Source organism: Streptomyces sp. NPDC041068, assembly GCF_040647455.1.
GTDB lineage: Bacteria > Actinomycetota > Actinomycetes > Streptomycetales > Streptomycetaceae > Streptomyces.
Window position 1 is genome coordinate 224410 of sequence record NZ_JBEZCG010000006.1, and the last position, 12906, is coordinate 237315.

General features: G+C 71.7%; 10 protein-coding genes. 5 read left to right on the top strand and 5 right to left on the bottom strand.

From position 1 onward, the window contains the following. Nucleotides 1-20 precede the first annotated feature (20 nt). The 5 genes from AB0B50_RS15815 to AB0B50_RS15835 all read right to left on the bottom strand — a co-directional run bounded on the left by AB0B50_RS15815 (nucleotide 21) and on the right by AB0B50_RS15835 (nucleotide 5846). Complete coding sequence (locus AB0B50_RS15815; RefSeq protein WP_362330942.1) at nucleotides 21-1031, bottom strand: LLM class F420-dependent oxidoreductase; 1011 nt, start codon at nucleotides 1029-1031, stop codon at nucleotides 21-23. Between the two features lie 118 nt (nucleotides 1032-1149). After that, a complete protein-coding gene (locus AB0B50_RS15820) occupies nucleotides 1150-2019 on the bottom strand; it encodes a hypothetical protein (RefSeq protein ID WP_362330945.1) in 870 nt (289 codons plus the stop codon). A 182-nt stretch (nucleotides 2020-2201) separates the two neighbouring features. Continuing rightward, the gene (locus AB0B50_RS15825) at nucleotides 2202-3218 is read right to left on the bottom strand and encodes an N-acetylmuramoyl-L-alanine amidase (RefSeq protein ID WP_362330948.1); all 1017 of its coding nucleotides are present in this window, start codon (nucleotides 3216-3218) and stop codon (nucleotides 2202-2204) included. A 108-nt stretch (nucleotides 3219-3326) separates the two neighbouring features. Next, a complete protein-coding gene (locus AB0B50_RS15830) occupies nucleotides 3327-3977 on the bottom strand; it encodes a class I SAM-dependent methyltransferase (RefSeq protein WP_362331630.1) in 651 nt (216 codons plus the stop codon). A gap of 135 nt (nucleotides 3978-4112) precedes the next feature. Next, nucleotides 4113-5846 carry an MFS transporter gene (locus tag AB0B50_RS15835; protein WP_362330951.1) on the bottom strand — a complete coding sequence of 578 codons (1734 nt, stop codon included), beginning with the start codon at nucleotides 5844-5846 and terminating at the stop codon, nucleotides 4113-4115. A 330-nt stretch (nucleotides 5847-6176) separates the two neighbouring features. On the opposite strand from AB0B50_RS15835, the gene AB0B50_RS15840 reads away from it, so the two are divergent. The 5 genes from AB0B50_RS15840 to AB0B50_RS15860 all read left to right on the top strand — a co-directional run bounded on the left by AB0B50_RS15840 (nucleotide 6177) and on the right by AB0B50_RS15860 (nucleotide 12852). After that, the gene (locus tag AB0B50_RS15840; protein WP_362330954.1) at nucleotides 6177-8498 is read left to right on the top strand and encodes an acyl-CoA dehydrogenase family protein; all 2322 of its coding nucleotides are present in this window, start codon (nucleotides 6177-6179) and stop codon (nucleotides 8496-8498) included. Nucleotides 8499-8536: 38 nt separating this feature from the next. Next, nucleotides 8537-9724 (top strand): lipid-transfer protein, encoded by a 1188-nt coding sequence (locus AB0B50_RS15845; protein ID WP_362330957.1) that lies wholly within the window; start codon nucleotides 8537-8539, stop codon nucleotides 9722-9724. A gap of 180 nt (nucleotides 9725-9904) precedes the next feature. Next, the gene (locus AB0B50_RS15850; RefSeq protein WP_362330960.1) at nucleotides 9905-11347 is read left to right on the top strand and encodes an MFS transporter; all 1443 of its coding nucleotides are present in this window, start codon (nucleotides 9905-9907) and stop codon (nucleotides 11345-11347) included. 168 nt (nucleotides 11348-11515) lie between these two features. Next, entirely contained in the window at nucleotides 11516-12052 is a 537-nt protein-coding gene (locus AB0B50_RS15855; protein ID WP_362330962.1) for a SigE family RNA polymerase sigma factor, read from the top strand. Next, nucleotides 12052-12852 carry a hypothetical protein gene (locus AB0B50_RS15860; protein ID WP_362330963.1) on the top strand — a complete coding sequence of 267 codons (801 nt, stop codon included), beginning with the start codon at nucleotides 12052-12054 and terminating at the stop codon, nucleotides 12850-12852. Before AB0B50_RS15855 ends, AB0B50_RS15860 begins: the two co-directional genes overlap by 1 nt. Nucleotides 12853-12906 lie beyond the last annotated feature (54 nt).

The following is a 12906-nucleotide window of genomic DNA, read 5'->3' on the forward strand; positions in this document are numbered from 1 at the left end:
GGCCAAGGGCCGGGCGGCGCCTAGGAGTTGAGCTCGGCCAGGGTGCGCAGTGTGAGCGGGTCGGGGGCCAGCACGAGCAGGTCCGTCACCGGGCCCTTGCGCCACAGCTCCAGACGCTCGGCGATGCGGGCACGCGGGCCGACCAGGGAGATCTCGTCGGCGAAGGCGTCGGGCACGGCCAGGACTGCCTCCTCCCTGCGCCCCGCGAGGAACAGCTCCTGGATGCGCCGGGCCTCCGCCTCGTACCCCATGCGGGCCATCAGGTCCGCGTGGAAGTTGCGGGCGGAGTGCCCCATGCCGCCGATGTAGAAGCCGAGCATGGCCTTGACGGGGAGCAGCCCCTCGCTCACGTCGTCGCAGACCTTGGCTCGGGCCATCGGCGCGATCAGGAAGCCCTCGTCGAGGTAGGTCAGCGACGCCTCGTACACATCCGTGCGGGTCGGCGACCAGTACAGCGGCAGCCAGCCGTCCGCGATCCGCGTGGTCTGCGCGATGTTCTTGGGCCCCTCGGCGCCGAGCAGGACCGGCAGGTCGGCCCGCAGGGGATGGGTGATCGGCTTGAGGGCCTTGCCGAGGCCGGTGCCGTCCTCGCCGCGGTAGGGGTGGGCGTGGAAGCGTCCGTCCAGCTCCACCGGGCCCTCGCGCCGCAGGACTTGGCGGATCACGTCGACGTACTCACGGGTCGCGGTCAGCGGGGACCGGGGGAACGGCCGCCCGTACCACCCCTCCACCACCTGCGGCCCGGACAGCCCGAGCCCCAGCATCATCCGTCCGCCGGAGAGATGGTCGAGGGTGAGCGCGTGCATGGCGGTGGTGACGGGGGAGCGGGCCGCCATCTGCGCGACGGCCGTTCCCAGCCTGATCCGCGAGGTCTGCGCGGCGATCCAGGTCAGCGGTGTGAAGGCGTCCGAGCCCCAGGCCTCGGCGGTCCACACCGAGTCGTAGCCGAGGCGCTCGGCCTCCTGGGCGAGGGCGACGTGGCCGGGGTCGGGGCCGCGCCCCCAGTAGCCGAGTGCGAGCCCGAGCCGCATAAGCCCTCCCAGTCACCGAGATCGTCTGACGGTGCGTCAGGTGAATCCGTCGAGGGGTGACTGTACGACAGCGGCCCCCCGCCCGGAAGGGCGAGGGGCCGTGCGGTGCCTGATGGGGTCAGCCGCGCTGGATCCCCGTGGTGTCCTGAAGGACGCCGCGACGGCCGTCCTGCGTCTGGGCCACCAGGCCGGGGCCGCGCTGCTCGACGGCCAAGTACCAGGTGCCGGGCGCCAGTTCGGCGATCGGCGTGGGCGAGCCGTCCTCCGCGTACAGCGGACGCGGCACCGGCACGGCGAACCAGAACGGCGAGAAGTCACCGGCCGGCTGCGCCTGCGCGGGCGGCGGGGTCTGCCCGCCCTGCGGCTGAGGCTGCCCGCCGAAGGACTGGCCGCCCTGCGGCTGCGGCTGACCCGGCTGGCCGCCGTACGGCGCGCCCTGCTGCGGCTGACCCGCACCCGGGTAGCCGTACCCACCCTGCGGCTGACCGCCGTAGGGCTGCGGGGCGACCGGACGCGGGGCGCCCATGAGGGGGGCCTTCAGTGCGGGGACGATCAGGGTGGCGACCGCGCCGGCGGCGAGCACCAGAGCGGCGATCGTGCCGAGGATGAGGCCGACACCGGCGTCCGGGGATTCTCCGCGGACACCGAGCGAGCTGTCGAAGAAGAAGCCGTATGACTGGTCGGTGTCGAAGATCGCACCGAGGGAGCTCCAGGCGGCGGCGATGGCGAAGGCCACACCGAGCTGACCGAGGTCCAGGCCGATGACCTTGCGCGGCTGGGGCAGCGCACGGCCGACGACGATGAGTGCCGCACCGATGATGCCGAGCAGGTAGACGCTCATCAGCAGGTTGCCGTTTTCCCAGGCGTTCGGCAGCTTGTCGCTGTCGCCGCCGTCGGGGTCGAACGTGTTGAGGAACGAGGCGATGAAGAGCAACACCGCTGCTCCGATCACCACGCCGTCGCCTCGAGTGAGGGAGCGGAAATTCACTTCAGGTCCTTCGTCAGTCGTCTCGTCAGTGGAGGCGTCGCTGTCGCCGTAGTCGCGTTCGTGTCGCGGTGCGCGAAGCGCGGGGGTGGCCCCTCATCGTAGGGAGGACAATATCGTCCGGACACGCGGGGTGTCTGCTCGGGATAAAGACGTCCACGCTTCGGAACGAGGACGTTCACGATCTACCCCCGCAGGAAGCCGGTGATTCCCGACGAAATCCCCTGCGCCGCCTTCTGCCGCCACGCGCCGCTCTTCAAAAGCGCCGCGTCCTTCGCGTCCCGCATGTTGCCGCACTCGATGAACACCTTGGGAACGGTGGAGAGATTGAGGCCGCCGAGGTCCCTTCGTACGTCGAGTCCGGTGCCGTCGCCGATGTAGTTGGAGGGGGCGCTGCCGGTGGCGCGGACGAACTCGCCGGCGATCCGTTCGCCCAACTCCTTGGAGGGGGCGACGATCCCGGAGGTGTCGGCGGCGCCGGACCGCACCTTCGCGGGCATGATCACGTGCCAGCCGCGGTTCCCCGCGCCCGAGCCGTCGGCGTGGATGGAGACCACCGCGTCGGCCTTCGCCTTGTTGCCGATCCGGGCGCGCTCGTCGACGCAGGGGCCCCAGGGGCGGTCGCCGTCCTGGGTGAACTCGACCGTGGCGCCCTGCTTTTCGAGCAGCGTGCGCAGGCGGTGGGCGACGTCCAGGGTGAACTTGGCCTCGGTGTAGCCGTCGTTGGTGGACGTCCCTGTGGTGTCGCATTCCTTGCGGTTCGTCCCGATGTCGACCTGGCGGTTGATCTCCGCCGTGTGACGGAAGTTCCCCGAGTTGTGGCCGGGGTCGATCACGACGACCTTGCCCTTGAGGGGGCCGCTGGCGGCGGGCTGGTGCGTGGGCTTTTTCGTACTCGAATCGTTGCCGTCGTCGCCCTCACTCTTGCCGTCCTTGTCCTTTTCCTCCCCCTTGTCGGGCTTACTGCTTTCCGAGGGGGAGCCGGACCCGGACCCGGACGGCGCGCCCGGCTCGGCGGACGCGCTCGGCGACGCGGGCAGGGATCGCGCGGGCTCGCTTCCGCCGGGCCCGCTCGTCGCCTGATAGACGAGCCACCCCGCGAGACAGGTCGGCACCAGCGCGGCCACGGTCACCGTCAGCGGACGGCCGACGCGGCGCCTGGGCGGCTGTGAGGGATCGAATTCCGGACCTACGTACGACACGAGGGCGAGCCTATCCGCGAGGTCGGATCCCCGCTCCGGTTGCGGTCGGATCCACTCCGACTGAGGTCGGGCGTACTCCGACCGAGGTCGGACGTGCTCCGGCCGAGGTCAGATCCCCGCCCCCGTGCGCCGCAGCACCCGCAGCGAGTCCGTCGCCGAGACCTCGGTGAAGGCGCCGGAGGCCAGCGCCCTGAGGTAGACGCGGTACGGGGCCTGGCCGGTCATGATGTCGACCGGGTCGGGGAACACGTCGTGGATGACGAGCAGCCCGCCCTCGGCGACGTGCGGCGCCCAGCCCTCGTAGTCCGCCGTGGCGTGCTCGTCGGTGTGGCCGCCGTCGATGAAGACGAAGCCGAGCGGGCCGCCCCACACCTTCGCCACCTGCGGCGAGCGTCCGACCATCGCGATCACGTGGTCCTCCAGGCCCGCCTTGTGCAGGGTGCGGCGGAAGGTGGGCAGCGTGTCCATGCGGCCGACCTCGGGGTCCACGGTCTCGGGATCGTGGTACTCCCAGCCGGGCTGCTGCTCCTCGCTGCCGCGGTGGTGGTCCACGGTGATCGCGCTCACCCCGGCCTGCCGGGCCGCGTCGGCGAGCAGGATCGTGGAGCGCCCGCAGTACGTGCCGACCTCCAGGAGCGGCAGACCGAGCGCGCCGGCCTCGGCCGCGGCCGCGTACAGGGCGAGCCCCTCGCCGCGCGGCATGAAGCCCTTGGCGGCCTCGAAGGCGGCCAGGATCTCCGGCTTGGGCTCGGCGGCCAACGCCATGGCTTCCTCCAGGTCGTACGTATGTATGGGATGCGGGTGCATGGGGGTGCGGGTGTATGCGGGTACGGGCGTCATGATGCACGGCACCCCCGCCACCGACGTGACGGGGGTGCGCACTCCGGCCGTGCGTCAGGCCGGTACGTCGCTCGTGCCCGGCAGCGAGAGGTCCAGCTCCACCGGGCGGTCCTGGCCGGGGTGGGCCGCCGCCGATGCCAGCGGGCCGTGGCCCGTGGCCCGTACCGCGAGGACGTAGGAGCCGTCGCCGGGCACGGCCAGTTCGTACCGCCCGCCGTCGTCGGTGAGGGCCGCGCCCGCCTGGCGCCCGCCGCCGTCGATCAGCGTCACCTTCGCGCGGGGGACGGGCGAACCGTCCGCGCCCCGCACCTGGCCGTGGAAGCCCGCGAGGGCCTTGACCGCGCGCTCCAGATTGGCGTCCTCCTCGCTGCTCGCCCGCAGCTGCGTGGTGGTGGAGCGGCGTGCCGAGGGCAGCAGCAGGGCGAAGAGCAGGCCGACGGCGACCGCGCCCGTGGCGATCAGGAAGGAGACGCGGAAGCCGTGCATGGTGGGCACGGCGACGCCCCCGACATGGTCGGCGGTATTGGCGAGGACCATGCCGATCACGGCGCTGGACACCGAGGTGCCGATCGAGCGCATCAGGGTGTTGAGGCCGTTGGCCGCGCCGGTCTCGGAGGGGTCGACCGAGCCGATGATGAGCGCGGGCAGCGAGGAGTAGGCGAGGCCGATGCCCGCGCCGAGGACCACGGAGATGACGATCGTCTGCCAGGCGGCGCTCATCAGGCCGAGGCCGGCGCCGTAGCCGATCGCGATGATCAGCATGCCGAGGATGAGGGTCACCTTCGGGCCGTACTTCGCCGACAGGCGGGCGTACACGGGAGCCGTGAACATCATCGTCAGGCCGAGCGGCATCACGCACAGGCCCGCGACGACCATCGACTGACCGAGGCCGTACCCGGTGGCGGACGGCAGCTGGAGCAGCTGCGGCAGGACGAGCGAGACGGCGTAGAAGGCGACGCCGACCATGATCGAGGCGAGGTTGGTGAAGAGCACCGAGCGGCGGGCCGTGGTGCGCAGGTCCACCAGCGGTGCCTTGACGCGCAGCTCCATCACGCCCCACAGGACGAGGACGACGGCCGCGGCGCCGAAGAGGCCGAGCGTGGTGCCCGAGCCCCAGCCCCAGTCGCTGCCCTTGGTGATGGGCAGGAGGAAGAGGACGAGGCCCGCGGAGAGGCCGAGCGCGCCGGGTGCGTCGAAGGTGCCCTCGGCGCGGACCGGGCTCTCGGGTACGAAGGCCAGGGTCAGCACCATCGAGAGGACGCCGAGGCCCGCGGCGCCGAAGAAGAGCGCGTGCCAGTCGGCGTGCTGCGCGGTCAGCGCGGCGAGCGGAAGCGCGAGACCGCCGCCGACGCCTATGGAGGAGCTCATCAGGGCCATCGCGGAGCCGAGCTTCTCGCGGGGCAGCTCGTCGCGCATCAGGCCGATGCCGAGCGGGATGGCGCCCATGGCGAAGCCCTGCAGCGCGCGGCCCGCGATCATCACCACGAGGTCATCGGTGAAGCCGCAGATCAGCGAGCCGACGACCATCACGGCGAGGCTGGCGAGCAGCATCTTCCGCTTGCCGAAGAGGTCGCCGAGGCGGCCCATGATCGGCGTGGAGACGGCGCCCGCCAGGAGGGTCGAGGTCATGACCCAGGTGGCGTTCGACGGCGCGGTGCTCAGCAGCTCGGGCAGGTCCTTGATGACCGGCACGAGCAGGGTCTGCATCACCGCGACGACGATGCCGGAGAAGGCGAGTACGGGGACGACTCCGCGGGTGCCGCGTGAATGGGCCGTCGTCATCGACATTGCGTGGGGCCTCCGGAGGCGGAAGGTCGAGCTCGGCAGGAGCGCGGGTGGACGGTCGGTGGAGTACGTGTAACTCGAACCTGTTTCCCTGGGCGACTATTCCGACGGATGTCGTACGAGGGGAAGTCTTGACCCGCCGTTAACCGATTCATCGACCGGGGCGCCGGGGGCGGGCGCCGGGGCACGGGCCGTCCGCGGGGGCGCTCGCCGGGGCGGCCCGTGGGCGAAAGCTGCCGGTCTTCGAAGACGGCCCGCATCTGACCTTCCGTCAGATTGGAACGTGTTCTACTCTGGCGCCCGTCCCGACAGCTGCTACCGGCGAGGATGCGCATGGGGATCGGAATCACGCGGGAACAGCGGGAGTTGGCGTCGGCGGTGCGCGGCTGGATCGCGCGCGCCGTGCCGCCCGAGGAGATACGCAAGCTGCTCGACGCCCCGCCGCCCGGCGGTGGCAGGCCCGCCCACTGGGACGGCCTCGCCGGGCAGGGGCTGCTCGGTGTCCATCTGCCCGAGGAGTGCGGCGGCGGGGGCGGCGACCTCGTCGACCTCGCGGTCGTCCTGGAGGAGGCGGCGCGGGCCGCGTTCCCCGGCCCGCTCGCGGCGAGCTCGCTGGCCTCGGTGGTGCTGCGCCGCGCGGGCGCCCACGACCTTGCCGCGGAGCTCGCGGACGGCACCCGCATCGGCGCCGTCGCCCTCGACGCGGGAACGCTCACCGCCGTCTCCGTCCCGGACGGATACGTCCTCGAAGGCACCGCCCCGCCCGTCCTCTCCGGCGGTGATGCGGATCTGCTCGTCCTGGCCGCCACGTCGGCATCGGGCCCGGTGTGGCTGGCGGTCGACGCCGCCACGGCCGGGCTGACGGTGCGGATCCACGAGAGCGCCGACCCGACGAGGCCCACCGCCGAAGTCGGCGCGCGGGCCGCGCACGTCCCCGCGGGCCGGGCGCTCGCCGTGGACTCCGCGGCCGTCCGCGACCTGGCCGCCGTCGTCCTCGCCGCCGACGCGTGCGGCACCGCGGCGTGGGCGCTGCACACCGCCGCCGAACACGCCAAGGTGCGCGAGCAGTTCGGGCGGCCGATCGGGCAGTTCCAGGGCGTCAAGCACCTCTGTGCCGACATGCTGATCCGCGTCGAGCAGGCGAGGGCCCTGACGTGGGACGCGGCTCGCGCGGCGGACGACCCCGGGCTGACGGACGACCCCGGGCTGACGGGCGAACCCGGGCTGACGGGCGAACCCGGCAGGGCGGGCGAACTCGGCCTGACGGATGAGCCCGGCCTGACGGATGGGCACGGCCTGACGGATGGGCACGGCCCGCCGGATGGGCCCGGTCTGCCGGGCGATGTGCGGGGCCTCGTCACCGCGCTCGCCGCGGCCACCGCCCTGGACGCCGCCCACTCCTGCGCCAAGGACTGCGTACAGATCCTCGGCGGCATCGGCTTCACCTGGGAGCACGACGCCCATCTGTATCTGCGCAGGGCGGTGGTGGCGCGGCAGTTGCTCGGTGCCGGGGACGCGCACCGGCAGCGCGCCGTACGCCTCGCGGAGTCCGGGGCGCGGCGCGAACTGCGCCTGGAGCTGCCGACGGAGGCGGAGGCGTACCGCGTGGCGGCCCGCGAGGTGATCGGGCGGGCCCGCGGCCTCGACCCGGCCGCGGCACGCAAGGCCCTCGCCCCCGTCGGATACGCGGCCCCGCACCTGCCCGCCCCCTACGGCCTGGGCGCGGGCCCCGTCCAACAGCTCGCCATCCAGGAGGAGTTGAAGGCGGCGGGGGTCGAGCTCGGCGAGCTGGGCATCGCCACCTGGGTGGTCCCCTCCCTCCTCGCGCACGGCACGCCGGAGCAGCAGGAGCGCCACGTCGCGCCCACCCTGCGCGGGGAGTCGCTCTGGTGCCAGCTCTTCAGCGAGCCGGGTGCGGGCTCCGACCTCGCCTCGCTGCGCACGAGGGCCGAGCGCGTCGACGAAGGCTGGCGCGTCAACGGCCAGAAGGTGTGGACGAGCGCGGCCCAGTGGGCCGACCACGGGATCCTGCTCGCCCGGACGAACCCGGCGGCCCCCAAGCACAAGGGGCTGACGTACTTCCTCGTCGACATGAAGAACACCCCCGGCATCGACATCCGCCCCCTCAAGGAGATCACCGGGGAGTCCCTCTTCAACGAGGTGTACTTCGACGACGTACTCCTGCCCGAGGACGCGGTCGTCGGACGGGTCGACGACGGCTGGCGGGTCGCCCGTGACACCCTCGGCAGCGAACGCGTCCACATGGCCGACCAGTTGACCTTCGACACCGGCCTCGAAGCGCTCATCGCGCGCGCCGGCGACCTCGACGGGGCCTACCGCGCCCGCATCGGGGCGCTCGCCGCGGAGGCGCACGCCCTCGCCTGCATCGGGCTGCGGACCACCACCCGGCAGGTGGCGGGCGCGGAGCCGGGCGCGGGTGCCTCCGTACGCAAACTCGTGCAGACCCCGCATCAGCAGAAGGTCGCCGAACTGGCCCTGGAGCTCCTCGGCACGGCGGGCGCGGTGCGTGAGGGCGCGGGCGAGCGGGCGCTGCACGGCTTCCTGATGTCGCGCTGCCTGACCATCGCGGGCGGCACCACCCAGGTCCAGCTCAATGTCGTCGCCGAGCGGATCCTCGGCCTGCCCCGGGACTGAAACATCGGCCAGTGCCTCAGCCAGTGAAAGGGACCCTCATGAAGGCGTACGTCGTCGGCGTCGGGATGACCAAGTTCGAGAAGCCCGAGACGCGTGACTGGCAGTACTGGGACATGGCGAAGGAGGCGGGCACCAAGGCGCTTCAGGACGCCGGGATCACGTACGACCAGGTCGAGCAGGTCCCCGTCGGCTACTGCTTCCAGGCCTCGACGGCCGGCCAGCGCGCCGTCTACGAACTCGGTCTGACCGGCGTCCCCGTCTACAACGTCAACAACAACTGCGCGACGGCGTCGACCGCGCTGATGATGGCGCGGCAGTTCGTCGAGGGCGGCGTCAGCGACTGCGTGCTCGCGCTCGGCTTCGAGAAGATGGCGCGGGGTTCGCTGGGCGGCGGCGGTGACGGCGGCGACTTCAAGACGTCACCCGTCGCCCGCCACTACGGGATCATGGCCGCGAAGCACGGCTTCGAGATGACCCCGCCCACCGCGCAGATCTTCGGCAACGCCGCGCGCGAGCACATGGAGAAGTACGGCACGACCGAGGCACAGCTCGCGGCGGTGGGCGCCAAGAACCACCGGCACTCGGTGAACAACCCGTACGCCCAGTTCCAGGACGCGTACACCGTCGACGAGATCCTCGCCGCCAAGACGATCCACCGCCCCCTCACCAAGCTCCAGTGCTCGCCGACGTCGGACGGCTCGGCGGCGGCGGTGGTCGTCTCCGAACGCTTCGTGCAGCGGCACGGTCTCGCGGAGCGCGCCGTGGAGATCGCGGCCCAGGCCATGACGACCGACACCGGTGAGTCCTTCGACTCCGGGTCCTGTATCGACGCCGTGGGACAGCCGATGTCGCGGGAGGCCGCGCACCAGGTGTACGAGAGGTCGGGGCTCGGCATCGAGGACGTGGACGTCGTCGAGCTGCACGACTGCTTCTCCGTCAACGAACTCCTCACGTACGAGGCGCTGGGCATGTGCGCGGCGGGCGAGTCGGGCAAGCTCGTCGAGAGCGGGGCGACGACGTACGGCGGGCGATGGGTGGTGAACCCCTCCGGCGGCCTCATCTCCAAGGGCCACCCGCTCGGCGCGACGGGCATCGCCCAGGTCGCCGAACTGACCTGGCACCTGCGCGGAGAGGCGGGGGCGCGGCAGGTGGAGGGGGCGAGGGTGGGCCTCGCGCACAACATCGGCCTGGGCGGGGCGGCGGTGGTGACGATGTTGCGGAGGTAGGCGGAGGTAGGCGGAGGTAGGGGGGAGGTAGTGGGGGAGGCGGGAGGTAATAGGGGAGGCATGGGGGCGGGGGGCAGAGAGGTGGCGGGTGTCGTCTGGGAGACCTAGTCCTCGCGCCCGAGGACCCCTGCAGCCAATTTCCGATGCATGGTGCATCCGGGCCTTGAGAGGATGGCTGTCATGGTCCAGACGCCCTCCACCACTTACGCAGCCGCCACCGGCACCTCACCCTCCAAGAAGTCCGCCCCGCTGTGGGCGGTCCTCCTCACGGCCTGCGCGGGCCAGTTCCTCGTCGTCCTCGACGTCTCCGTGGTGAACACCGCGTTGCCGTCGATGCGGGCCGACCTCGGCATGAGCGCGATCGGCCTGCAATGGGTCGTCAACGCCTACTCCATAGCCTTCGCGGGCTTCATGCTGCTCGGCGGGCGGGCCGGTGACCTCTTCGGGCGCAAGCGGATGTTCCTCCTCGGGCTCGGACTCTTCACCGTCGCCTCGCTCGGCGGCGGCATCGCGCAGGCCGAGTGGCAGCTCCTCGCGGCGCGGGCCGTGCAGGGCCTCGGCGCCGCGATCCTCGCGCCGTCGACCCTGACGATCCTCACCTCGGCGGTGCCCGAAGGCGCGGCGAGGGTGCGGGCGATAGGCGTCTGGTCGGCGGTCGGCGCGGGCGGCGGCGCGGCCGGCGGCCTGGTCGGCGGGGTCCTCACCGACCTGCTCTCCTGGCGCTGGGTGCTCCTGATCAACGTGCCGATCGGCGCCCTCGTGATCGTCGCGGGCACGGCCTGGCTCACCGAGAGCAGGGCCGGGCAGGCACGCCGCCTGGACGTGCCGGGCGCGGTGCTCGTCACGGCCGGGCTCGCCACCCTCGCGTACGGCATCGTGCAGACCGAGGAGAAGGGCTGGACGGCGGCCGCGACCCTGGTGCCGCTGGCGGCCGGACTCGCGCTGCTCGCGGCCTTCCTCGTGGTGGAGGCGCGCACGAAGGTGCCGCTGATGCCGCTGAAGCTGTTCAAGGTGCGGACGGTGTCGGCGGCGAACGCCGCGATGTTCGTGTGCGGCGGCGGCATGTTCGCCATGTGGATGTTCATGACGCTGTACGCCCAGAACGTCCTCGGCTACTCGGCGCTGAAGGCCGGCCTCGCTCTGATGCCGTCCTCGCTCACCATCGTCGTCGGCTCGATGATCGCGCCGCGCCTGATGCCGGTGCTCGGCGCGAAGAACGTCTCCGTGCTCGGCATCGTCGTGGCCGCCGCGGGCTTCGGCTGGCAGTCGACGATGACGGTCGACGGCGCGTACGTCACCTCGATCATGCTGCCCGGCATCGTGATGATGTTCGGCGCTGGCCTCGCCACGACGCCGCTCGCCTCGCTGGCCACGTCGGGTGCGCAGCCGGGCGACGCGGGACTCGTCTCGGGCCTGGTCAACACCTCCCGCACGATGGGCGGCGCGCTCGGTCTCGCGGTGCTGTCCACGGTGGCGGCCGCGCAGATGGACGGCTCGACGTCACGGCAGGCGCTGACCGACGGCTACGCCATGGCGTTCCGCACGAGCGGGTTCATTCTGCTGGCGGGTGTGGTGGTGCTGCTGCTGTGGATGCCGAGGCAGCGGACGACTTCTCAGGGCTGACCCGGCGCACGGCTTCGCAGGCGCTTCTCAGCGCAGCGTCTCAGTGTTTCTAGGTGCTTCTAGGTGTTTCTCGGTGTTTCTCGGTGCTTCTCAGTGTTTCTCGGTGCTTCTCAGGGGTGAGGCAACGGTTCGTGGCCCTCATGGACTCCAATGTGCAAGGAGGCATTCATGGGGGAGCGAAAGCAGGCTCTGGACGGCGAGTTCCAGGGGTTCGTCACCAGCCGCTGGTCGCGGCTGATGCGTACGGCGTTTCTGCTCACGGGGGAGCAGCACGCGGCGGAGGACCTGGTGCAGTCGTCCCTGGAGCGGACGTACGTGTCCTGGCGCAAGGTCAGCGCGGCGGGTGATCCGGACGCCTATGTGCGCCGGATCATGATCAACACTCATGCGCGCAGACACCGGCGGAAACTCAAGGAGTTCCTGTCGCTGCAGGACTCGGGACCGATGCTCGACAGACCCGAGCACGGTGACCGCATGGCCCAGGCGGACGACCGGGCGGCCCTGCTGCGCGCCCTCGCCCAACTGCCCGTGCGCCAGCGTGAAGCGGTCGTCCTGCGGTACTGGGAGGACCTGAGCGAGACCCAGACCGCCGAGGCCATGGGCTGCTCGGTCGGGGCCGTGAAGAGCAACGCCGCCAAGGGGATCGCCAAACTGCGCGCCATACCCGCACTGACCGAGAAGGTCGGAAGCCGAGGAGAGAAGTGATGACGAGCCACCAGGACCCGGCGCGGCACGAGAGCGCGGCGCACAGTGACATCGCCCACCGCCTCGCGGACGCGGCGGACGTGGTCGAGATCGGCACGGCCCCGTACCAGGCGGTGATGCGCGGCGGGCGCCGCAGGAAGGCCCGCCGCTGGGTGGTCGGAGCGCTGGCGGCCGTCGCGCTCGCCGGCTCCACGGGCTCCCTGGCCCTCGCCGTGGTGGACGACGGGGACGGGGCACAGGTGGCCTCGGACGGCACGGCCGAGGAACGGCACGTGTACGCACCGCGGTTCACCCAGCTCACCGAGGTCTTCAACGACGAGGGGGCCCAGGTGGCCCGGGTCGAGCTGCAGACATGGGGCGCTCCGCGCGACGAAGCGGAGGCACGCGGCCAGAAGAAGGCCATGCTCAAGGCGGGCGTGTGGGACGAGCGGACGACCGACCCCGTCCCTGACTTCGACCAGCCCTGGTTCGCGGTCGTCATCAGGGCCGACGGCAAGGACGAGGTGACGTCCTTCGGCCTCCAGGACGAGCGGCCGGGCGGCGACGACGGCCTGAGCTTCGCCTCGGTGGAGACAGAGGTGAAGGGCAAGAAGCTCACGATCGGCCACGTCGGCCCGAGGACGAAGCGCGTGGAGTACGTGTATGCGTACGGCACCTCGGAGCCGGAGCTGCAGAGAGCGGCGGGCTCCGCGTACCTGTGGTTCACGCGGGAGGAGGGGGAGCCGGACCCGAGGGGAAAGCCGGAGTCGATTCGCCTCTATGACGGGAAGGGGAAGGTGACGGTGGTGCAGCAGAACTGATCATTTCGAGTCCGTCCGGCGATCGAGGGCGAACTCGGCGAAGCCGGTGGCGGA